Source organism: Brevundimonas sp. ZS04 (genome assembly GCF_001956865.1).
Classification (GTDB): domain Bacteria; phylum Pseudomonadota; class Alphaproteobacteria; order Caulobacterales; family Caulobacteraceae; genus Brevundimonas; species Brevundimonas diminuta.
Genome location: NZ_MTHE01000004.1, coordinates 206,446 through 227,871, shown reverse-complemented (window position 1 = coordinate 227,871; position 21,426 = coordinate 206,446). Strand labels below are relative to the sequence as shown.

Here is a 21,426-nt window from a genome sequence, read left to right as displayed (position 1 = left end):
CTCGGCCTCCTGCGGCTCGATCCTGACAGCGAGGGGCAACATGCCTTGGTTTGGCCCAAAAGGGAACCGCCGCTGCGTCTGATTAAAAAAGAGGCCCCGGCGAGCCGGAGCCTCTTTTCTTGTCTTGAACCACGACCCGACGGATCGGGCGGGATCGTCGAACTTACGAGGAGTAGTATTCGACGACCAGGTTCGGCTCCATCTTCACCGGATAGGGCACGTCGGACAGTTCCGGCACGCGGCCGTAACGGACCGAGAAACCACGATCGCCCAGTTCCAGATAGTCAGGCAGATCACGCTCGCTCGACTGCTGGGCTTCGAGCACCAGCGCCATGTTGCGCGACTTTTCCTTGACCTCGATGACCTGGCCCGGCTTGACGCGGTACGAACCGATGTCGACCTTCTTGCCGTCGACGGTCACGTGGCCGTGCGAGACGAACTGGCGAGCAGCCCAGACGGTCGGGACGAACTTGGCGCGGTAGACGATGGCGTCCAGACGCGATTCCAGCAGACCGATCAGGTTTTCCGAGGTGTTGCCCTTGCGACGGGCGGCTTCGGCGTAGGTCGCCGCGAATTGCTTCTCGGTGATGTTGCCGTAGTAGCCCTTCAGCTTCTGCTTGGCCTTCAGCTGCAGACCAAAGTCCGAGACCTTGGACTTGCGGCGCTGGCCGTGCTGGCCGGGGCCGTAGGAACGCTTGTTGACGGGAGACTTGGCGCGACCCCACAGGTTTTCACCCATGGCCCGGTCGAGTTTGTACTTGGCGCTATGGCGCTTGGACATGTGTCACTCTTCATCATGATGCGGCCCGGCTGCTCCCCGATTGGAGCGGCGATCTCAACGGCGGTCCACGCATCGTCCGTAATAGACATCGCGCCTCGGGCGAAACCCGGTGCGAGAAGGCCGGGCTTATGAAGGCGACGGCCCCTGGAGTCAATGTCGGCGGCCTCTCCTCCTAGATGACAGAAAGGAAACTTGAGCCTGAAGCTGCTGTTCGTGCAGTTGCCGCCGACAAGAAGAAACGACTCGGGAGGCCCTCGGCATGACACGCAAACCCTGGCTCACGGCGGCGGCCCTGGCCGTTCTGGCGGCGACGGCGGCGCAGGCGCACGACGCGAACCGGCCCTCCGCCCTGGTGGTCTCAGGCCGGGTCATCGACGGCTCGGGCGCGGCGCCGATCGTCGGAGGGCGGGTGGTGGCCGTGGACGGCATCATCGCCTGTGTCGGCCGCGCGGCCGACTGCCCGACGCCGCCCGGCGCCGCCGTCATCGACGCCGGCGACGGCAGCATCATCCCCGGCCTGATCGACCTGCACGTCCACCCGCGTCCGCACTACTACGGCTGGTTCCTGGCTTCGGGCGTGACCACGGTGCGGTCGGCCAACACCACAACGGAGATGGCCCGCGCCCTGAACGACCTGCCCGCGCCGCACGCACGACTGGTCTGGGCCGGGCCGATGCTGGACGGCGAGAACAGCATCATCAAACGCTTCTATCCCGAGGCGACGCCGGACGCGCCCTCGCCCGCACGCGCCGCCGACGGTCCCTCGCTGGATGGAGTAGAACTGCTCATCGCCGCGACGCCCGAGCAGGCCGTCGCCGCCGTCGACGCCCTGGCCGCTGAAGGCGCCGACTGGGTCAAGCTGTACGAGCAGCTTCCGCCCGACGCCTTCGCAGCCGCCGTCCGACGCGCGAAAGACCTGGGGCTGCCGACGATGGCCGACCTGGGCATGGCCTCGACCCGCGGCCTCAGCGACGCCGAAGTCGACCTGCTTCAGGCCGTCGCCCTGGGCCTGAACAGTCTCGAACACGCCAGCGGCGCGGCCCTGGCCTACCGCCGGCTGGGCGGCGACCTGGAGGCGGAAAGCCTGGATCCGGCGCTGATCGATCAGATGGCGCGCGCCCTGCTGGCGGCGGATACGGCGCTGATCCCCACCCTGTCCGTCTTCCATTTCACCGCCGAGACGCAGTCGCCCGATCCGGTGCTGACCGATCTGCCGCTGGGCGATGCGGCAGGGACGGTCCGCGACGGCCTGGATCAGCAATGGCGCGGCGTGCATCAGCATTTCCACGCCGATGCCGAGAATAACAGCAAGGCGAGGCAGGACGCCCGCGTCGGCGCGGCCGTGGCCCTGCGTCTGGCCCAACTGGGCGGCCGCATCGGCGCCGGTTCGGACACGCCCGCCGGCGCCCTACAACCTGCCCGGCGGAGGCCTGCACCTGGAGATGGAGCTGATGACCCGCGCGGGCCTCAGCCCCCTGCAGGCGCTGTCGGCCGCGACGGGAACGGCGGCCGACATCCTGAAGCGCGACGACATCGGCCGCATCGCCGTGGGCCGCCGCGCCGACCTGCTGATCGTCGAGGGCGACCCATCGCGCGATATTCGCGACACGCGCCGCCTGCGCCACATCGTTCTGGACGGCCGCGCCTATGCGCCGGACGCCCTGAAGCGTCAGGCGATCACGGACGGCGAGGCGCGGCTGGCGGCGCTTCTGGCGGAAGAAGGCGATTGAGCGCCGATCAGACGGCGGGCCCCGCCTCCGCGACCCATGCGTAGCCCTCGCCCCGGCGCTCGATCTGACCCAGGCCCGGGAAGGGGAAGTGAACGCCGTACAGACGCAGCCGTTCGGTCGCGCCGCGCTCAAGAATCTCACGCCGCGTCGCGGCCCCCGCAGCGCGGTCGCTGTCCCAGACCAGGGCCAGGTCGGGACGAGGAACCGAAATGATGGAGCTGTGCAGGGCGTCGCCGAGATAGAGCAGACGCTCGGAGCCGGAGGCGATTTCATAGCCGGAGTGGCCCGGCGTGTGCCCCTTCAACGGCACGGCGCGGATCGAGGGCGTGACCTGCGCGCCCGGCTGGAAGGTTTCGACCTTCGACTTAATGGCCGCCACCAGAGGCCCGGCGCCGTGCGCTTCGGCGCCGGCCTGGGCCGCGTCCCATTCCGGCGCGCTCATGCGGATCACCGCATTAGGAAAGACCAGGGCGCCCTCGGCGTCGACCAGGCCGCCGACATGGTCGCCGTGGGCGTGGGAGATCAGAACGTCCGTCACCTGCGCCGGCTCGACGCCCGCGGCCCGCAGCGAACCGACCAACAGATTGGCCGTCCCCATCTGACCGCCCGCCCCGGCGTCCATCAGCACCACGCGATCGCCGTCGCGCACCAGCAACGGCTGCACCGGCAGATGGACCGCATCCGTCGGCGCGCCGCCCGCCGTCAGCAGGGCGGTGATCTCTTCAGCCTTGGCCCCGGCTTCGACCCACGGGGTTTGCGCCACCGGCACGACGATCTCGCCGTCCCGCAGAGCCGCCAGCTTCAGCTCGCCCACCGTAAAGGGACGCACGTCGGGCGAGGCCGCGGCGACGACCGCCTGTCCTTGCCCCTGTTCGCTGGACTTGGGCTGCTGCTGGCAGGCGCCGGCGCCGATCAGAAGACCCAGCACAAGCCCCGAAGCGGCCAGTTTCAAATATGGAGTCATCCTCGCCCCCCGAAAGAAAAACGCCCCGCCGGGATCGGCGGGGCGTCTGGTCTGCATCAGCCCTTGGCGGCTTCGTACAGTTCGTTGACCTTGTTCCAGTTCACCACCGACCAGAAGGCCTTGAGGTAGTCGACCCGGCGGTTCTGGTACTTGAGGTAGTAGGCGTGCTCCCACACGTCGGCGGCCAGCAGGACGGCGCCCTTCTCGGCCGCGTCGTCCATCAGCGGGTTGTCCTGGTTCGGGGTCGAGGTGACCTTCAGCTTGCCGTCCTGAAGGATCAGCCAGGCCCAGCCCGAACCGAACTGACCGGCGCCGGCGGCGTCGAAGTCAGCCTTGAACTTGTCCATGCCGCCCAGTTCGGCGTCGATCTTGGCGGCCAGTTCGGCCGAGGGCTCGCCGCCCGCGCCGACCGGGGCCAGCAGCTCCCAGAACAGGCTGTGGTTCCACACGCCGCCGCCGTTGTTGCGGATCGACTTCGGCAGCTTGGACATGATCGCGAAGATGTCTTCCAGCGACTTGCCCTGCGCCTCGGGCGTGGCGTCGACGAACTTGTTCAGGTTGTCGACATAGGTCTGATGGTGCTTGTCGTGGTGGAAGGTCATCGTCTCCTTGTCGATGGCCGGCTCCAGCGCGTCATAGGCGTAGGGCAGCGGGGGCAGGGTGAAGGCCATGGGAGACTCCTCTTTACGGCGTTTGATTCCTCTGGACCCTATCTAGGGCCGCGCGCGCCAGACCCAAGCCTTGAACGTCGCCTTTGTTCACAATTCTCGGGGCGAAGCCGCTTTTCGGAACCGAAAGAGCGAAACAGCCGTTTCCCGAACGCCCCAGACCCTCTTTTCAGGTCGCTTACTCAGGGGGATGCGTCATGCCTGATCGCGCCTCTTCGCGAAACGCCCTGCTGTCGGACGCCGAAGCAGAAAGCCTACGTCTGCAACTGCTGGAAGTGATTCCGCGCCTTCGCCGCCATCATCTGCTGGACCTCGCCGACACCCTGCATGAGGCCGCGCGAGAACGCCGCTGGTCGCCGGAGGAACGGCTGGACATGAGGGCCTGACGCCCTCGCCCGTCGTCAGCCCGCGTGCAGTTCCTGCTTCACCCGTTCGGCCAGGGTCTTGATGTCCAGCGGCTTGGGCAGGAAGGACACGCCGACCTCGTCCTGCAACAGGTCCGAGAAGTCGCTCTCGGCGTAGCCCGAGATGAACATGACCGGGGCGTCGCCCAGGAAGGGCCGCGCCTTCCTGAGCAGCGAAGGCCCGTCCAGCCCCGGCATGATGACGTCCGAAATCAGCATGTCGATCTGGCCCGCCCACTCCTCGGCCAGGATCAGGGCCTCCTCGCCGTCGGCGGCCTCGATCACCTCATAGCCGCGCTGTCGCAGCAGGCGGGCGGCGATGCCGCGCACGGCGGCCTCGTCCTCCACGAACAGAATGCGGCCCGCGCCTGACAGGTCGCGCGGCGCCTTGACGACCTTCTCGACCACGGGGGCCTCGACCAGCTCTTCGGCCGTGGCGGCGGGCAGGAAGATGCGGAAGGCGGCGCCGGCGCCGTCCAGATTGGCGACGGTGATGTGCCCGCCCGCCTGCTGGGCGATGCCGTAGACGGTGGCCAGCCCCATGCCCGTCCCCTCGTTCACCGCCTTGGTGGTGAAGAAGGGCTCGAAAATCTTGTCCAGCAGGGCCGTCGGCACGCCTGGGCCGGTGTCCGACACCTCGATCAGGGCGACCTCGTCGGTCGCCTCGCGCCAGCCCATGTCGCGGGCCTGAGCGCCGGTCAGACGGCGGGTCTTGATCGTGACCACGCCGGCGCCGGGTTCGACCACGCCGCGCATGGCGTCGCGGGCGTTGACGGCCAGGTTCATCACCGCCGTCTCCAACTGGCTCTTGTCGGCCAGCACCAGCGGCAGGTCGCGGCCGTAGTCGGTCTCCAGACGCACGTCCTCGCGCAGCAGGCGGCGCAGCAGGACGGCGAACTCGCCGACCAGTTCGCCCAGATCCAGCCGCTCGCGCCGCACCGTCGACTTGCGCGAGAAGGCCAGCAGCTTGCGCACCAGATCGGCGGCGCGGATGGCGGTCTGGCGGATCTCGTTCAGCCCTTCATAGGAGGGATCGCCGACCGGGTGGCGCTCCAGCAGGCCCGACAGTTGCAGTTGGATCGCCGTCAGCAGGTTGTTGAAGTCGTGCGCGACCCCGCCCGCCAGCTGGCCCACGGCCTGCATCTTCTGGGCCTGCGACAGCTGCAGCTCCATCGACTTCTGCGCCGCCACGTCGAACAGCCAGACGCGGCGCCGGTCGCCCTCGGGCGCGACATAGAGGTGCAGCTGGCGATCCGGGTGGGCGCGGGCGATCAGCTCGATCGGGCCGGACGACCCGGCCTCCAGCTTGGTTCTGGCCTCGGCCACGCCCGCCGGGTCGAACAGATGGCCGAAGGCGGCGTCGCCCGAGGCCGCCGGGCCGGTCAGCAGGGCCAGGGCCGCGTTCGGCTCCTCGACCCGGCCCGCGAACAGGTCTTCGCCGCCGATGACGGCCGAACCGAAGGGCGCGCCGGCGGCCATGGCCCGCGCCTCGCCGGTCGGGGCGGCGGGCTGGGGCGCGGCGGGCGCGGACGGCGCCAGCGGCAGGACGGCCTCCGGCGCGGCGCGGACGAGGAAACGCCCCTGCCCCGCCTGGCCGATCAGCACCTCGATCTCGCGCGCGCCGATCTGGACGATGGCGCGGCCCTGATGCCCCTCGCGCGCCTGGGCGAAAGCCATGTAGAGGGCCTGGGCGGATTTCCCGCCCCCCTTGCCGGCTCTGGGCAGGGTGGTGACGGTCCCGTTCTCCTCGGCCCAGGCGGCGTTATAGGCCAGCACCTGGCCTGACGGCTGCACCAGGGCGGCGGGCTCGGCCATGGCGTCCAGCATCTCGACCGCCGTATCGCCTGAAGGCGAGCGACGCTCTGACCGGCCGAACGCCGACAGCCAGATCAGCGCCGTCGCCCCCGCCGCGAAGATCAAGATCAGCCCCGGCGCGGTGAAGGCGCTGGCCCGGAACGCCGGATAGGCGATGGCCGCGATCGCCAGGGCGAAGCCGACCGCCATCACGACCAGCCACGGATCGAGGCGCGGGCGGCTCGCGATGCTGGTCTTCTGGCGGTCTTGCGGTCGGGAAATGGTCATGGCGTCTCGCCCGCGCGAATCAGGGTTCGTCAGCATACGCCGTTCCTCCGCCGTCGCCTTCATCGCCGCTTCCTTTGCTGCATGACGAAGCCGATGACCTTGGCGGCCGCCTCGAAATGTTCGCGCGGGATGACGCCGTCGACCTCGACCGCCGCATAGAGGGCGCGGGCCAGGGGCACGTTCTCGACGATGGGCACCTTGTGCTCCCTGGCCACCTCGCGGATGCGCAAGGCCAGGGCGTCCACGCCCTTGGCGACGCAGACCGGCGCGCCGTCGCCCTTGTCCGGCTCATAACGCAGGGCGACCGAATAGTGGGTCGGGTTGGTGATGATGACGGTGGCGTCCGGCACGGCCTGCATCATCCGCTGACGGCCGCGCTGCATGCGGATCTGGCGCAGCTTGGCCTTGACGTGCGGGTCGCCGTCGGACTGTTTGAAGTCTTCCTTCAGCTCTTCCTTGGTCATCCGCATCCGCTTGGCGAAGCGCATCCGCTGCCACAGGTAGTCAGCCCCCGCCGTCAGCGACAGGAACACGAGGGCCGACAGCATCAACGCCAGCGCCAGGTCGCGCGCGAACGGCAGGATCATCGCCGGGCTCATGGCGGCCAGGTTCTCAAGCTCGCGCGCGTGAGGCTTCAGCACCCACCAGCAGACGGCGCCGATGGCGACCAGCTTGATGAAGGTCTTGAGGAACTGCACCAGGCCGTCCGGGCCAAAGATGCGCTTGAAGCCTTCCAGCGGATTCACCTTGGACCACTTCGGCTTGACCTTGTCGGCGGTGAAGATGAGGCCCGACTGAGCCAGATTGCCGCCGACCCCGCCCAGGATGACCGCAAACATCAGGGCCGCCAGGAACGGCGCCGCCGCCCAGACGGCGTGCATGCCGATCTCGACGCCTCCGCCCGCCTCCAGCCCGCCGATCATGGCGTGCGGCTGGGCCAGGAAGGGCGTCAGCGCCTCGGCGATCCGGGTCGAAAACCAGCCGCCGCCCGCCAGCAGCACGCCGGCCGCCCCGGCCAGAGACAGGGCCGCCGCCACGTCCGGCGACTTGGCGACATCGCCCTTTTTCCGCGCCTCTTCGAGTTTTCGCGGGGTGGCGTCTTCTGTTTTCGACTCGGGATCGGGGCCGTCAGCCAACGGCGCCTCCCGTGAAGAAGGCCGCCACCGAACGGTAGCGGTCGATGAAGACGGTCCCCACCACGCCCAGGCTGAGCGTGAACACCGACAGGCCCAGGATGACGCTCAAGGGCGCGGCGGCGAAATAGACCTGGAAGCTGGGCATGACCCGCGCCACCAGGCCCGAGGCCAGGTTGAAGATCAGGGCGAAGACCAGCACCGGCGCCGCCAGCTGCACCCCGAGCATGAAGCTCTGGCTCAAGGTCTTCACCGCCATCTGGGTGAAGTCCGACACGATCAGCGGCTTGGCGGGGGCGATGGCCTCATACGATCCGACCATGCCGCCGATGAACAGGTGATGGGTGTTGGTGGCGAACACCAGGGTCACGCCCAGCAGCATCAGAAAGGCCGACAGGGTCGTGCCCGGCTGGGCCTGCAGCGGGTTGGCGGTCTGGGAGAATCCCAGCGTCGTCTGCAGGGAGACGATCTCGCCCGCCGTGGTCAGGGCGGTCATGAAGCTGCGCAGGATGGCGCCGATGGCCAGGCCGGTCAGCACCTCGCGCATCACCCAACCGACGGTGGCGCCCAGGGTCGCGGGCAGGGCCGGCAGGCTGGCGCCCACGATGGGCCACAGCGCCAGCGACAGCACCAGGGCCAGCGACAGGCGCACCCGCGGCGGCACATAGGATTCGCCGAAGCCCGGCAACAGCATCAGGACCGCGCCGACGCGCGCGAAGATCAGCCCCCCGGCCCAGACCTGTTCCGCCGTGGCGTAAGGCTCCATGTCCCTGCCCTACAGCCTCGCCCTACATGCCCGCGATGCGGGCGGCGATCTCGCGCATGAAACCGCCCAGCAGCGCGCCCATCAACGGCAGGAACAGCAGCAGGGACACGAAAATGGCGATGATCTTGGGCGCATAGACCAGGGTCTGCTCCTGGATCTGGGTCAGGGCCTGGAACAGGCCGATGGCCACGCCGACCACCAGGGCCACGATCAGGGCCGGCAGGCACAGCTGGATCGTCAGCCACAGGGCGTCGCGACCCACATCCAGAACTTCCGCGCCGCTCATCGCCGATCCCCGAAGCGCCCCGAACACAAGCACGGGACAGTGGGCAGAAAATGCCGACAGGATGGTTAACGCGACGTTAGGACGATGCAATGAGACCGATGTTCCGGTCGATGCCGGTTCATTCGATTGACAACAGCGGCGACTAGACGAACGTTTTCACCCTCCCCCCGATCAACGCCTGAAGGATGCCTCATGAAACCGTTCCTGCGTCTCGCCTCCGTCCTGATGGTCGCGACCTCGGCCTTGCTGGTCGGCGCGTGCGACAACAAGGCGCCGGAACAGACTGAAACAGCGACGGCTCCGGCCGAGGGCGCCTCGGCCGGAGCCGGTCCCTTCGACGTGAACAGCGTGGCCCTGTCGACCGCCAGCCTGGGCGACTTCCCCTATCTGCGCCTGCCCGAGGGCTACAAGCCGCAGAACAGCGAGGCGCACGACTTCGCCGACTTCCCCTTCTGGACCGGCGCCCGGTTCGAAATGATCGAAGGCCGGGTTCATCAGACCCAGATCACCAACGACACCGGCAAGAGCTTCTCGCGGCTGGAGTTGCTGCGAAACATGGAGCACGCGCTGAAAGAGGCGGGCGCCGTTCGCATCTTTGACGGCCAGATTCCCAGCGACGCCGCCCACGCCCTGCCCGAGGCGGTGCAGATGGCGGCCCTGAACGGCATCGGCGACATCTATAACGGTCCGTCGCAGACCTGGGTGATCCGTCAGGCGGACCGCACGGTCTGGGTTCACCTGTATGTCGGCAGCGCGCAAGGCTCGATGGCGGTGGTCGAAGCCAAGGCCCTGGCGCCGACAAGCCTGTAGCCGACAACGCCGGCGATGAAGGCCGCGCCCACAATCGCCGCGTCGAACTGGTCCGCCTGCCCTGATCGGGGCAAAAGCCGTTTTAAACAGCGGCGCCGTTTCCAAAACCTGTGCAGGGGAGGTATGCAGCCTGTCATGAGCGACCAGACCCCCTCCTCCCCCGCCGTTTCCCAGGAAGAAGCCGAAGCCGCCGTCCGCACCCTGATCCGCTGGGCCGGCGACAATCCTGAGCGCGAAGGCCTGATCGAGACGCCCAAGCGCGTGGCCAAGTCCTATCGCGAGCTGTTCCAGGGCTATGAAGTCGAACCGCGCGACTATCTGGAGAAGACCTTCGAGGAGGTCGGCGGCTATGACGAGTTGGTGGTCCTGAAGGACATCCGCTTCGTCAGCTTCTGCGAGCATCACATGCTGCCGGTGGTGGGCAAGGCGCACGTCGCCTATCTGCCGACCGACCGGGTCGTCGGCATCTCCAAGCTGGCCCGCGTGGTGCGCGGCTACGCCCGGCGCCTGCAGATTCAGGAGAAGATGACCTCCGAGATCGCCAACGCCATCCAGGACGTGCTGCGCCCCCACGGCGTCGGCGTGGTCATCGAGGCCGAGCACAGCTGCATGACCATGCGCGGCGTGGACGTCCCCGGCGCCAGCCTGATCACCAGCTGCCTGCTGGGCGTCGTCCGCGAAGACCCCCGCACACGCGAGGAATTCCTGCGTCTGGTGCGAGGATAAGAGATCCTGCCCTCCTTCTCCCCGTGAGAAGGAGGGCAACGGCCCCGTTCTTGCGTAACAGCATTCGAACAAGGGGGTCGTGATGCTGCAGAACGTGTTTTCGTCCCGGAATGAGCCGCCGCCGATCATGCGCGGCGGTTGGCTGGACGCGCTGCGTTTCATCGTGGCCGCCCTGATCATCCTGCATCACTTCCAGATGTCGGCGCCCGTCCCCTTGGCCGAAGGGCTGCATCCCGTGTTCGAGCGCGGCGGCTTCCTGCTGACCAACTTCTTCCTGATCGACAGCGGATACGTGCTGATGCGGGTCTATGGCCGCGCGGTCGGCTCGGGCCGGATGTCCAAGACCGACTTCTTCATAAAGCGGGCCTTGAGGGTCTATCCGGCGCATCTGATCGTGCTGGGCCTGCTGGTGGCGCTGGTGCTGGCGGCGACCGCCGCGGGCATGCCGCCCAGCCATCCCGAGTGGTTCGCCTGGGATCAGCTTCCCGCCCAGGCGGCCCTGGTGCAGTCGTTCGGCGTGCACGGCGGCCTGGGCTGGAACGCCCCAACCTGGTCGATCTCGGCCCTGCTGGGCTGCTACGTCGCCTTCCCCTTCGTGCTGCGGGGTCTCAGCCGGATCGGGCCGTGGACGGCGCTGATCCTGGTCGTCGTCGGCTATCTGGCCGCCAATGAACTGAGCTGGGCGATCCTGAAATATCCCGTCTATCAGATGCCGCTGAACCTGGGCATCTGGCGCGCCCTGCCGCTGTTCATCCTGGGCATGGGGCTGGCCTGGTTCGCGCAAGGCGTGTGGATCAACGCCCGCATCGCCGGCTGGGCCGGGGTGCTGGCCGCCGTCGGCCTGGCTGTGGCCCAGTATTTCGACAAGAACGCCCTTCTGTCGCTGGTCTTCATCTCCATCATCATCCTGGCGGCGGGCGCCGTGCCGACCAAGCGGCCGTCGAAGCTGGTCGAGGCGGCGGCCATGGTCTCCTTCTCCATGTTCATCTCGAACGAGGTCGTGCGCATCGCCTGGTTCGGCCTGGCCGAGGCCTTCGCCGACAAGCTGGCGCTGGGCGAAGCCTGGCGCTGGGGCCTGTGGGCTCTGGGCGTGCTGGCGGCCTTCGTCTTCGCCTTCGGCCTGCACTATCTGATCGACCAGCCGATCCAGAACCGCATCCGCGCCTGGCTGAAGGCGCGCGGCAAGGGCGCCGCCGTCAGCCAGCCGGTCGTCTCTCTGGAGGGCTAGGCCCCGCCCGCGCCGCCGACCAGGTGCAGGATGTTGCCGTCCGGATCCTTGAACCAGGCCAGACGCAGCGGCCCGGCGACATGGACGTCGCCGTCATGCGCCATGCCGTCATAGCGTTCAAAGACGACGCCCTTGGTCTTGAGATCGGCGACGATGTCGTCCACCTCGACGCCCACGTCCCAGGTCACGGCGTTGGCCTGGTTCGTCCCGGCGAAGTCCGAGCGGTAGACCGTCAGCCAGGTGTTCCCGGTGCGATAGCCCAGCACCCCGTCCATGCCGGTGTCCGCCAGGTTCAGACCCAGCACGTCGGAATAGAAGGCCCTGGCGCGCTCCAGATCCTTCACCGCCACGATGGCCGAAGAGTTCTTGTCCTTGAGCATGGTGTTTCTCCCGTTTCGAGAGACAACCATCGGCGCCCAGGGTCGATCCCTGCGAGGCGCGACAAAAAAAGACGCGGAGGTCGCCCTCCGCGTCTTCTTCTTTTCACGAACCAGAAGGTCCGTAAGGCCTTAGAGGAGCTTGAGATCCACGGCCGAAGTCTTGCCGCGCTGGGTTTCCAGCTCGTACTCGACCTTGGCGTTGTCATCGAGACCCACCAGACCCGCCTTTTGCACGGCGGTGATGTGGACGAAAACGTCCGCGCCGCCCGTGTCGGGTTGAATGAAGCCGAAGCCCTTCGTGGGGTTGAACCACTTGACCGTGCCGGTCGCCATATTGCGTCTCCGTAAACGCGCTTTTCCAGGCGGACGTCCTAGCAGGATCGCCCGTCAGCCCATCTGGACAAGCTCGTTCAGGCGAAGGAGCAAGACGCGGGTTTGGACCCCACGTGAAATCCGGACTGCGGCGATGTTGTCACCCGACTATCCACAGCGGTCAACTGTAAAGCGAAACCGAGCCGACAGGCTTTACAGTTAATTTCGCCGCGACGCGCGCAGCTTGCGCTTCTTGGCGCCCAGCCGACCACGCACCGACGCGCAGTGATGAGGTCCGACGACTGCACATGGCCGAACAGACGACGTTCCGCCCCGTGCAAACACCGAAGAAACGCCGCTCCTGAAGCGCAGAAGCGGCTATAGCGAGCTCAGATACCCAGCATTTCCATAGCCATGGCCTGACAGGTCGGGCCGCCGCGCCCGCCGTCGTTGGACAGGCCGAAGACGGCCCGGCCGCCCGCCGGATCGACCAGGGCGATGGCGTGCCACAGGGTGTTCGAGCCCTCATGCGCGATTACGGGCCCCTTGGCCCACGGCTGGGGCGGCAGGACGATCCAGCCATAGGCGTAGTTGCGCCCTTCGCCCGGCGTGACGAGACGCCGCACCGTCTCCGGCTTCAGCCAGCCGCCGCCTTCGGTCAGGAAGACCTGTAGAAAGCGGGCGTAGTCGGCCGCCGTCATGTGAACCGTGCCCGACGGGCCGAGCGCCAGAGGATTGTCCGAGCCCGGATCGACTGGGTCCATCGACACGGCCGTCTCGCCCATGCGGCGGTGCCCCCAGGCGTTGTCGCTTCCAGCCGGCGCGCCAAACCCCGCCGAGGTCAGGCCCAGGGGGCCGAACACCTCGGCCTGCATGGCCTCTTCCCACGAGCCGCCGGTGACGGCCTCGATCGCCGCTCCGACCAGCACATAGTTGGCGTTGCCATAGACGAACGCCCTGCGCGCGCCGGACGGCGGGGCGGCCAGCGCCTTCTCGACGATGGCGCGGCGCTGTGCGGGCAGGGATTGAGGGTCGGCGCGGGCGGTCATCAGCCAGGCCATGCCCATGACCGCCTCGTCCTTCAGCCCCGCCGTGTGGGTCATGAAGTCGTCCAGCGTCGCGCCGTCCCAGCCCGCGTCGATCGTCAGGTCGGGAAAGGCTTCAGCCAGCGGCATGGCCCAGCGCGCCCGTCCCTGCTCGACCAGGCGGGCGAACAGCGCCGCCGTCATCGCCTTGGTGTTGGAGCCCAGGTGCCAACGGTCGTCCGTCGTCGCCGGATCGTCCCCTCCCGCGCGCCGCACGCCGCGCACGCCGGACCAGGTCAGTCCTTGAGCCGTCACGACCCCGCCCGCCAGGGCGATCGGCCTGACCCCGTCGAAGGCTGTCGTCAGGGCGGCGTCGAACGCTCCTTCGCCTTGGGCGCGCGCCGCCGATGGCGCGACTGCGGCCGCGGCGCCGACGGCCAGGACATGACGACGATTGATCATTTTCGGCTCCTTTTGCGTTGCACCCTGAACGGCAAGGCTGGCGACGCCAGTGAATTCGCCGCAAGGTTGGTCGATCGCGACACAAGGACACGCCCATGGCCAAGGACGACTACGCCGACATCCTGGAAGCCCTGCAGATCCAGATGGTCGAGACCCAGGCCTGGGCCATCGAACAGGGGCTGAAGGTCGTCATCGTCTTCGAGGGGCGCGACGCCGCCGGCAAGGACGGGGCGATCAAGCGCATGACCGAATACATGGCCCCGCGGCAGACGCGCGTCGTCGCCCTGCCCAAGCCGACCGAGCGCGAAACGACGCAATGGTATTTCCAGCGCTACGCCGCCCATCTGCCGGCGGCGGGCGAGATCGTGATCTTCAACCGCTCCTGGTACAATCGGGCCGGGGTCGAGGCGGTCATGGGCTTCTGCACGCCCGAGCAGCATGAGCGCTTCCTGCACGACGCCCCGCATTTCGAGCGGATGCTGACCCAGTCGGGCGTCATCCTGATCAAGCTGTGGCTGGACATCAGCCGCGACGAACAGGCCCGCCGCCTGGAGGAGCGCGTCGACCACCCGCTGAAGCGGTTCAAGGTCTCGTCCCTGGACGCCGAGGCCCAGGCCCGCTGGAGCGCCTATTCCGCCGCCCGCGACGAGATGCTGAAGCGCACGCATCTGGACTATGCGCCCTGGACCGTGGTGGCGACGGATCAGAAGAAGACGGCGCGGCTGAACATCCTGCGCCATGTCCTGCGCCGCCTCGACCGACCCGGCCTTGAGTGCCGCGAGCCGGACCCGGACGTGGTCTTCCCTGGCGACGAGGCGCAAGGGCGGCTGGCGAAGTAGACCGCCTCACATCATGAGGAGACAGACCATGACGGAGCAAGAACGTCAGGCCCTCAGTTAAAGTCCCCGCTGTCACCCTGGGGTTCTGGATCATCAAGATTCTGGCGACCACGCTAGGCGAGACCGCCGGCGACACCGTCACCATGACGATGAAACTGGGTTACCTGGCCGGAACAGGCGTCTTCATGAGCGTGCTGGTCGTTCTGGTCTGGCGTCAGATCACGGCGAAACGATTCCGCCCCTTCCTCTATTGGGCGACCATCATCGCTTCGACCACCGCGGGAACCGCCCTGGCGGATTTCGCCACCCGTTCTCTAGGCATTCGGCTATACGGGCGGATCGCTGCTGTTGCTGGCCTGCGTCCTGGCCTCTCTGGCCGCCTGGCGTTTGAGCACGGGATCCATCTCTTCAGACACGATCACCACCCCTCGCGCTGAGGCCTTCTACTGGCTGACCATCACCTTTTCACAGACGCTCGGAACCGCGCTCGGCGACTGGACCGCGGACACGGGCGGCTTGGGCTATGTCGGCGCCGCCTTCGTATTCAGCGCCCTGCTGGCCGTCGTGGCCGGTTGCTACTTCTGGACCAGGACGAACCGTGTCCTGCTGTTCTGGGCCGCCTTCATCCTGACCAGGCCGCTGGGCGCCACGGTCGGAGACTTCCTGGACAAACCATTGGACCACGGCGGCCTGGCTCTGAGCCGCCCGCTGGCGTCGGCTGTTCTGGCGGCGGCGATCGTGGCGCTTATTCTGTTGCTGCCCCAACGCGCGGGACGACACCCCGGCGAAACCTGACCGCCTAGCCCCCGAACAGCCGCCGATTCTTGTCGACGAAAGCGCGCATGGCCCGCACCAGCGGCCCGCCCTGGCGTCCTTTCAGATAGGCCCAACCGGCGCCCGCCCCGATCAGGGCGCCGATGGAATCCACGATCAGATCCCACATGGTGTCGACCAGGCCGGACTTCTGGGTGTTGAGGCCGAACACCTGATCCAACATGAACTCCCAGATCTCCCACAGGGCGCCGATGGTCACGGCGAAGCAGAAGGCGAAGAAGGCCACCGTCAGGGGCGCGGCCTTCAACTGGCGGCCCTGCACCAACATCAGCATCAACAGGGCGCCGACCAGGCCGAAGGCCACGGCCGAACCGCCGTGCAACACCACGTCCCACCACCAGTAACGCTCGTAGAAGTCGCCCATCTCGCCCAGGAACAGGGTGGCGCACAGAAAGACGGCGATGGCGGTGACGAAGCCGATCGGCAGGTTCAGCCCGATGCGCGGCGCCAGCCAGAACGGAATCAGGGTCAGCAGAAACGTCCCGGCGCCGACGAAGGTGACGCTGAACTCGCCGGTCAGGAAGCCCCCGACGGCCGCGCCCAGCAGCACCAGCCAGGTCAGGGCCAGCAACCAGGGAAATGGGGGCTTGGTGCGTGTCGTCATCCGTCCTGTCCAACCGGCGGCTGTTCCTGGCGGTCGAGCCTAACGGGACGATCCCGACGCGCAAGCGGGGTCTTCACGCCCAGCAGCAGGCCCAGCGGTCCCAGACGGAGTGCGACCTCATAGGCGGCCCAGCAGCCGCCCAAGGTGACGGCGATCAGCAGCCCCGCCTCCAACCCCTGCGGCAGAGCCAGCTTCGACAGGTGGTAGGCCGCGACCACCGTGATCGTCTGGTGCACGATGTAGAAGCAGAAGACGCCCCCCGTCAGATAGCGCAGCCACGGCCCGCCCCGGTTCAGATAGCGCGCGCCATAGCCCAGCACGGCGGCGATGAAGGCCCATTGGTCGATGGCGTAGATCAGTCGCATGGCGGCCCTCAACGCCTCAGGCGGGGTTCCCACGTCGCGATAGGTCCAGGCATAGGCCGCCCATCCCGCCCAGGCGCACAGGGCCAGGATCAGCGCCGGTCGCCGCAGCCGCTCATAGGTCGCTTTCAGCACCGCCGAGCGGACGCTGAGAAAGCCGAACAGGAAGGCGCTGAACGACACCGCGTGGTTGTACCAGTCGTCGGTCAGGGCGTGGGTCGTCGGGAAGATCCGCGCCAGCGTCCAGCGCAGAACGAACAGCCACAGCACCGGCCAGATCAGCAGGCCCCAGCCCTTCAAGGCGCGCTCCAGCCCGGACTGGATCACAGGCAGCCAGCCGCGTCCGAACGCCAGCAGCCCCGCCAGCACCAAGCTGTAGATGAACAGATAGGCCACGAACCACATGTGGTTCCACGTCGGCGTGGTCAGGCAGCCGTCGGCGTCGCACCAGCCGCCGGACGCCGTGGCGTATTTCAGCCAGAAGTCCGCCAGCCAGGGCGAGCGCGCCGGATCGGCCACGCCCAGCCCCTGAGCCGCCTCGACCACTTCGTAATAGGACTGCGGCGGCACGATCACGAACATGGCGAACAGCAGCGGCGGCAGCAGGCGCCAGCTGCGCGACCCCGCGAAACGGCGCGCGGCGCCCTTCCCTTCGCGTTGGAAGCTGTCGAACAGGAACCGGGTCGCGGCGCCCGAGACCAGAAACAGCAGGGTCAGCCGCCAGGGATTGGTCAGTTGCATCACCGGCTCCAGCCATTCGACCGGCTGCGGGCTGTTCACATGCCAGTCCCAAGGCACGTAGAACATGCCGACGTGATAGAGGATCAGCAGCAGGAAGGCCCCGACCCGGATCCAGTCCAGGTCATGGCGGCGCATCGCTGCGAGGGGGTCGGGTGCGAGGGGTTCTGACGACATGGGCGACCTGAAATGACGGAAACGACGCCATCCGCCGTGCCGCGTGCGCCGCATCCCCGACAAGGCGTTGGGGCCGTTCGGTCGGGTCCGGGGGCCGGATCGCCGTCGGCGGGGACGAGCGGCGCGCCTGTCGGGACGAACGGGGCGGACCGGCGCGACCTGCTGGCCGGGGGTTCGATCCTGCTCGCCGTCACCCTGGCGTTTCTGGTGGTCAACGCCCTGACCGTGCTGGCCGACTGGCCAGGCCTGCGCCCCTGGGCCCCGTGGCTGTGGGAGGGGTCCAGCGCGCTGGCGCTGATGCTGTTGATCTGGCTGCCGTGGCGGGCGGCGGACGCGGCGCCGCCATCGCTGCTGCACGAAGGCTGGCGGGCGCGAGGACGGTTTCTGGCCGTGCATCTGGGCGCCGCCTGCCTCTACAGCCTGCTGCACGTCGTGCTGATGGTGGCGATGCGGCATGGCGTCTACGCCCTGCTGGGCGAGGTCTATGACTATGGCCCGCCTATCGAGCGCTTCGTCTATGAACTGCGTAAGGACATGCTGAGCTACGCCCTGTTCATCGGCGTCTTCTGGGGCGTGCGCAGCCTGCGCGAGGCGCGCGAGACGCCGCTGCGGCCCGTCAGCTTCGACATCCGCGACGGGACGCGGCTGATCCGGGCGCCGCTGGGCGACATTCTGGCCGCGACCTCGGCGGGCAACTACGTCGAGTTCGTCCTGGCCGACGGGCGCAGGCCCCTGATGCGCGTCACCCTGTCGGCGGTCGAGGGCGAGCTGGCGCGCTTCGGCTTCGTGCGGACGCACCGGGGCTGGTTGGTCAACGCTGCGCGAATGACCGGCCTGCGGCCCGAAGGCTCAGGCGACTGGACCGTGCAGCTGGGGGCGCTGGAGGCCCCGCTGTCGCGTCGTTACTCCGAAGCGCTGGAGCGGCTGCGCGCCGCCTGAAGCCGCAGCCATCCGGCGACGCCCAGGGCGCAGACGAGGCTCAACACCGCGCCGACGGCAAAGGTCGCCTGCGGGCCGAAACCGTCCCACAACAGGCCCGCCGCGACATTGCCCGCCAAGGCGATCAGGCCCGAGATCAGGGCGAACAGGCCGAACGCCGAGCCGCGCAGGTGAGCGGGCGCCGCATCAGCGATCAGGGTCATCAGCAGGCCTTGCGAAAAGCCCATGTGCAGGCCCCACAGGGCCACGCCCAGATAGAAGACGACCTGATCGCTCGCCAGCGCCAGCGCCACGTCGGCGGCGGCCAGGAAGACCAGGCTGAGCAGCAGCAGGGAGGTGCGGCCGATGCGGTCCGACAGCGCCCCCACCGGGAAGGCGGCCAGGCCGAACACCAGGTGCAGCAGGACGATGGCCGCCGGCGCGAAGGCGGCGGGGACGCCGACGTCCAGCCCCTTCATCAGCAGGAAGGACTCGCTGAACCGCGCCAGGCCGATCACCGCCGTCAGGGCGATCATGGTCCAGGTGGCGGCGTCCAGACGCAGCGCTCCCTTCAGGCTGGGCGGCTTCCTGGCGCCCTCGTCCGGGCGCGGCGGATCAGACACGCCGCCGACCAGCAAGGCCACGGCCAGGAAGGCGGGGATGGAGGCCAGCCAGAACACCGCCTTGATGTCGTTCGCCAGCACCACCATCAGCCCGATCGCCAGCAGCGGACCGACGAAACCGCCGACCGTATCCAGCGACTTTCTCAGACCGAAGGCGCGACCGCGAATGTCCGGCGGCGTCACGGCGGCGACCAGGGCGTCGCGCGGGGCGGTGCGGACGCCCTTGCCGATCCGGTCCACGCCCTTCGCCAGCAGCACCCCCTCGACAGAAGCCGCCAGAGGGAAGATCGGCCTGGACAGGGCCGCCAGCCCATAGCCCGCCACCGCCAGCCACTTGGGCCGCGAGATACGATCCGACCAGAAGCCCGACAGGAACTTCACCGCCGTCGCCACGACGACGGAAAAGCCTTCGACCAGACCGATCATCACCGCCGAAGCGCCCAGCCCCACCACCAGATAGATGGGCAGAAGCGTCTGGATCATCTCCGACGAGACATCCATCAGCAGGCTGACGAGGCCCAGAATCCAGACGCTGCGGGGGATGGAGCTGCGAGCCATTCGCGCCAAGTGACGGATAGGGCGCCCCCTGTCCACCCCCGGTCCGGCTCCGGCGAGAAACTTCATGAAACTGCGATCCGACGCGCCCCCTTCACCCGGCGCCGCATGGAGGGCTAAGACGGTCCGCATGAACACAGCCCCGCTTCCCGACGCCGCCGGCCAGAACTGGGTCGACCGCCATGCGCCCGAGCGGCTGAAGCCCTGGCTGAAGCTGGGCCGCTTCGACCGGCCGATCGGGACGTGGCTGTTGCTGCTGCCCGGCTGGCAAGGGATCATGCTGGCGCTGAACCAGTATGACCGACCGTTCGGCGGCTATGAGCTGTGGCTGGTCGTCGGCTTCGCCATCGGCGCGGCCCTGATGCGCGGGGCGGGCTGTGCGGTGAACGACATCGTCGACCGCGACTTCGACGCCCAGGTGGCCCGCACCGCCCTGCGCCCCATTCCGGCGGGCCAGATCAGCGTCAAACAGGCCTGGGTCTTCGTCGGCGGCCTGTCGCTGGTCAGCCTGTGCATCCTGCTGACGATGAACCTGACGTCGGTGCTGCTGGGCGCCCTGTCGCTGGGGCTGGTGGCGGCCTATCCCTTCATGAAGCGCATCACCTGGTGGCCGCAGGCGTGGCTGGGCCTGACCTTCAACTGGGGCGCCCTGTTGGGCTTCGCGGCGGCGACAGGAGGCCTGTTCGCGCTCGGCTGGCTCTATGTCCTAAGCGTGAAGGCCAGCGGGGACAGCTACTGGATGGCCGAGGGCCTGAACCGCATGGGGAACCTCGCCCTGTCAGCGGGGCTGCTCTACGCGGGCGGGATCTTCTGGACCCTGGGCTACGACACCATCTACGCGCTTCAGGACATCGAGGACGACGTCATGGCCGGGGTGAAGTCCTCGGCGCGGGCGTTGGGCGGCAAGGTGAAGGAAGGCGTGGTCGTCTTTTACGTCCTGGCCGTGGCCCTGGCGGGCGCGGCGGGATACGTCGCCGGTCTGGGGCCGGTCTTCTATGTCGGTCTGGCGCTCTACGCCCTGCATTTCGTCTGGCAGGTGCGGCGGTTGCAGCCGGACGACCCGAAACTTTCCCTGCGTCTTTTCAAATCAAATCGCGATGCGGGGTTGATCCTTCTGGCCGCCATCGCGTTCAACGGCCTAGCTTTCTGATCGAACCGTTCCAAAGGAGCCCGGCATGATCCCTTCGCGCCCCCTTCGCGTCCTTCTCATCGCCGCCGCCGTCGCGGCCTCGCTCGCCGCCTGCCAGCGCAATGAGAAGAAGGAGACGCCCGCCGCGCCGGCCGCCTCCGCCCACGCTGTCGAAGGGCCGCTGAAGTACGACAGCGCCACGCCCTACGCCAAGGTCAGCCTGAGCCTGCCGGAAAACGTGCTGTCCTATCCGGCGCTCTACACCCCGCTGTACCGCGACGAGGTGGCCAAGCTGAAGGAATACGCCGAGGGCGCCCAGGCCGACCGCACCGAGGCGGGTTCGCCCGAGGGCATGCCGCCCTATGAGAAGACCATCGTCTACGGCGCCCCGGTCGAGACCGGCCGCCTGTTCAGCCTGATGCGGACCGACTTCGACTATTCGGGCGGCGCCCACCCGAACACGGTCGCCACCGGCCTGCTGTGGGACAAGACCGAAGGCCGCCGCATCGCCGCCGCCGACCTGTTCGCCGACAAGGCCGACAAGACCGGCCTGGAGCGCGCCCTGTGCCAGGCGGTGAACACCGCCAAGACCAAGCGTCCCGGCGCCGAGCCGGTCTCGACCAGCGGCGAGATGTGGGCCTGCCCCAAGCTGAAGGACGTGGCCGTGACCCTGGCGCCCGGTTCGGTTCCGGGTAAGGCGGGCGGCCTGACCTTCCTGCTCGACGCCTATGCGGTCGGTCCCTATGTCGAGGGCGCCTATTACCTGACCCTGCCGCTGTCGGCCTTCCAGAGCGCCCTGTCGCCGGAATACGCAGGCGAGTTCGCGGGCGCCCCGACCAAGGCGGGCGACGTCACCGACGACCTGCGGCTAAAGGCGCCCGCCGCCTGAT

25 protein-coding genes are annotated in these 21,426 nt (G+C 68.1%); 11 read left to right on the top strand and 14 right to left on the bottom strand.

Annotated features, from left to right (window positions below):
- Positions 1-163 precede the first annotated feature (163 nt).
- On the bottom strand, positions 164-781 hold the full coding sequence (gene rpsD / locus BJP32_RS07545) for a 30S ribosomal protein S4 (protein ID WP_003169687.1): 618 nt from the start codon (positions 779-781) through the stop codon (positions 164-166).
- Between the two features lie 358 nt (positions 782-1,139).
- Positions 1,140-2,057: a hypothetical protein gene (locus BJP32_RS17890; protein WP_143255440.1), complete on the bottom strand. Its 918-nt coding sequence runs from the start codon at positions 2,055-2,057 to the stop codon at positions 1,140-1,142.
- Between BJP32_RS17890 and BJP32_RS17885 the strand changes: the two genes are divergently transcribed.
- Complete coding sequence (locus tag BJP32_RS17885) at positions 2,005-2,511, top strand: amidohydrolase family protein (RefSeq protein ID WP_083673922.1); 507 nt, start codon at positions 2,005-2,007, stop codon at positions 2,509-2,511. The genes BJP32_RS17890 and BJP32_RS17885 overlap by 53 nt on opposite strands.
- A 7-nt stretch (positions 2,512-2,518) precedes the next feature.
- Here the strand turns inward: BJP32_RS17885 and BJP32_RS07530 are convergent, their stop codons facing one another.
- Positions 2,519-3,463, bottom strand: a complete 945-nt coding sequence (locus BJP32_RS07530) for an MBL fold metallo-hydrolase (protein ID WP_233126768.1) — start codon at positions 3,461-3,463, stop codon at positions 2,519-2,521.
- Between the two features lie 68 nt (positions 3,464-3,531).
- Positions 3,532-4,146, bottom strand: coding sequence for a superoxide dismutase (locus BJP32_RS07525; RefSeq protein WP_076223509.1), 615 nt, complete (start codon positions 4,144-4,146; stop codon positions 3,532-3,534).
- 194 nt (positions 4,147-4,340) lie between these two features.
- On the opposite strand from BJP32_RS07525, the gene BJP32_RS07520 reads away from it, so the two are divergent.
- Complete coding sequence (locus BJP32_RS07520; RefSeq protein ID WP_003163598.1) at positions 4,341-4,529, top strand: hypothetical protein; 189 nt, start codon at positions 4,341-4,343, stop codon at positions 4,527-4,529.
- 15 nt (positions 4,530-4,544) lie between these two features.
- Here the strand turns inward: BJP32_RS07520 and cckA are convergent, their stop codons facing one another.
- From cckA to fliQ, 4 genes are read right to left on the bottom strand one after another with little or no spacing between them, the layout of a single operon-like run.
- The gene (gene cckA / locus BJP32_RS07515; RefSeq protein ID WP_046651849.1) at positions 4,545-6,629 is read right to left on the bottom strand and encodes a cell cycle histidine kinase CckA; all 2,085 of its coding nucleotides are present in this window, start codon (positions 6,627-6,629) and stop codon (positions 4,545-4,547) included.
- Between the two features lie 59 nt (positions 6,630-6,688).
- A complete protein-coding gene (flhB, locus tag BJP32_RS07510) occupies positions 6,689-7,765 on the bottom strand; it encodes a flagellar biosynthesis protein FlhB (protein ID WP_003163602.1) in 1,077 nt (358 codons plus the stop codon).
- The gene (fliR, locus tag BJP32_RS07505; protein WP_046651658.1) at positions 7,758-8,528 is read right to left on the bottom strand and encodes a flagellar biosynthetic protein FliR; all 771 of its coding nucleotides are present in this window, start codon (positions 8,526-8,528) and stop codon (positions 7,758-7,760) included. The genes flhB and fliR overlap by 8 nt, the downstream gene beginning before the upstream one ends.
- A 22-nt stretch (positions 8,529-8,550) precedes the next feature.
- Entirely contained in the window at positions 8,551-8,814 is a 264-nt protein-coding gene (gene fliQ / locus BJP32_RS07500; RefSeq protein WP_003163604.1) for a flagellar biosynthesis protein FliQ, read from the bottom strand.
- A 192-nt stretch (positions 8,815-9,006) separates the two neighbouring features.
- Between fliQ and BJP32_RS07495 the strand changes: the two genes are divergently transcribed.
- From BJP32_RS07495 to BJP32_RS07485, 3 genes are all read left to right on the top strand, one after another.
- Positions 9,007-9,624, top strand: coding sequence for a hypothetical protein (locus tag BJP32_RS07495; RefSeq protein ID WP_052747927.1), 618 nt, complete (start codon positions 9,007-9,009; stop codon positions 9,622-9,624).
- A gap of 135 nt (positions 9,625-9,759) precedes the next feature.
- Positions 9,760-10,350, top strand: coding sequence for a GTP cyclohydrolase I FolE (gene folE, locus BJP32_RS07490; RefSeq protein ID WP_076223569.1), 591 nt, complete (start codon positions 9,760-9,762; stop codon positions 10,348-10,350).
- A gap of 82 nt (positions 10,351-10,432) precedes the next feature.
- Positions 10,433-11,578 carry an acyltransferase gene (locus BJP32_RS07485; RefSeq protein ID WP_046651660.1) on the top strand — a complete coding sequence of 382 codons (1,146 nt, stop codon included), beginning with the start codon at positions 10,433-10,435 and terminating at the stop codon, positions 11,576-11,578.
- Here BJP32_RS07485 and BJP32_RS07480 read toward each other — a convergent pair.
- The 3 genes from BJP32_RS07480 to BJP32_RS07470 all read right to left on the bottom strand — a co-directional run bounded on the left by BJP32_RS07480 (position 11,575) and on the right by BJP32_RS07470 (position 13,757).
- On the bottom strand, positions 11,575-11,958 hold the full coding sequence (locus BJP32_RS07480) for a VOC family protein (protein WP_003163610.1): 384 nt from the start codon (positions 11,956-11,958) through the stop codon (positions 11,575-11,577). The genes BJP32_RS07485 and BJP32_RS07480 overlap by 4 nt on opposite strands.
- Before the next feature lie 129 nt (positions 11,959-12,087).
- Positions 12,088-12,291 carry a cold-shock protein gene (locus tag BJP32_RS07475; protein ID WP_003163611.1) on the bottom strand — a complete coding sequence of 68 codons (204 nt, stop codon included), beginning with the start codon at positions 12,289-12,291 and terminating at the stop codon, positions 12,088-12,090.
- 368 nt (positions 12,292-12,659) lie between these two features.
- Positions 12,660-13,757: a serine hydrolase gene (locus BJP32_RS07470; RefSeq protein ID WP_076223508.1), complete on the bottom strand. Its 1,098-nt coding sequence runs from the start codon at positions 13,755-13,757 to the stop codon at positions 12,660-12,662.
- A 95-nt stretch (positions 13,758-13,852) separates the two neighbouring features.
- On the opposite strand from BJP32_RS07470, the gene ppk2 reads away from it, so the two are divergent.
- The 3 genes from ppk2 to BJP32_RS17490 all read left to right on the top strand — a co-directional run bounded on the left by ppk2 (position 13,853) and on the right by BJP32_RS17490 (position 15,391).
- Positions 13,853-14,596 (top strand): polyphosphate kinase 2, encoded by a 744-nt coding sequence (gene ppk2 / locus BJP32_RS07465; RefSeq protein ID WP_046651664.1) that lies wholly within the window; start codon positions 13,853-13,855, stop codon positions 14,594-14,596.
- 143 nt (positions 14,597-14,739) lie between these two features.
- A complete protein-coding gene (locus tag BJP32_RS17495; RefSeq protein WP_198935265.1) occupies positions 14,740-15,033 on the top strand; it encodes a hypothetical protein in 294 nt (97 codons plus the stop codon).
- A complete protein-coding gene (locus tag BJP32_RS17490) occupies positions 14,984-15,391 on the top strand; it encodes a hypothetical protein (protein ID WP_198935264.1) in 408 nt (135 codons plus the stop codon). Before BJP32_RS17495 ends, BJP32_RS17490 begins: the two co-directional genes overlap by 50 nt.
- Positions 15,392-15,395: 4 nt before the next feature.
- On the opposite strand, the gene BJP32_RS07455 is transcribed toward BJP32_RS17490, so the two are convergent.
- Entirely contained in the window at positions 15,396-16,034 is a 639-nt protein-coding gene (locus BJP32_RS07455) for a hypothetical protein (RefSeq protein WP_046651665.1), read from the bottom strand.
- Positions 16,031-17,311 carry an acyltransferase family protein gene (locus tag BJP32_RS07450; RefSeq protein WP_046651666.1) on the bottom strand — a complete coding sequence of 427 codons (1,281 nt, stop codon included), beginning with the start codon at positions 17,309-17,311 and terminating at the stop codon, positions 16,031-16,033. Before BJP32_RS07450 ends, BJP32_RS07455 begins: the two co-directional genes overlap by 4 nt.
- A gap of 12 nt (positions 17,312-17,323) precedes the next feature.
- Between BJP32_RS07450 and BJP32_RS07445 the strand changes: the two genes are divergently transcribed.
- On the top strand, positions 17,324-18,250 hold the full coding sequence (locus tag BJP32_RS07445; RefSeq protein WP_083673921.1) for a LytTR family DNA-binding domain-containing protein: 927 nt from the start codon (positions 17,324-17,326) through the stop codon (positions 18,248-18,250).
- On the opposite strand, the gene BJP32_RS07440 is transcribed toward BJP32_RS07445, so the two are convergent.
- Positions 18,214-19,410 (bottom strand): MFS transporter, encoded by a 1,197-nt coding sequence (locus BJP32_RS07440; protein WP_046651668.1) that lies wholly within the window; start codon positions 19,408-19,410, stop codon positions 18,214-18,216. The two genes, BJP32_RS07445 and BJP32_RS07440, sit on opposite strands and share 37 nt — an antisense overlap.
- Before the next feature lie 127 nt (positions 19,411-19,537).
- On the opposite strand from BJP32_RS07440, the gene BJP32_RS07435 reads away from it, so the two are divergent.
- Positions 19,538-20,557 (top strand): UbiA family prenyltransferase, encoded by a 1,020-nt coding sequence (locus tag BJP32_RS07435; RefSeq protein WP_046651670.1) that lies wholly within the window; start codon positions 19,538-19,540, stop codon positions 20,555-20,557.
- A 25-nt stretch (positions 20,558-20,582) separates the two neighbouring features.
- A complete protein-coding gene (locus BJP32_RS07430) occupies positions 20,583-21,425 on the top strand; it encodes a DUF3298 and DUF4163 domain-containing protein (RefSeq protein ID WP_076223505.1) in 843 nt (280 codons plus the stop codon).
- Position 21,426 lies beyond the last annotated feature (1 nt).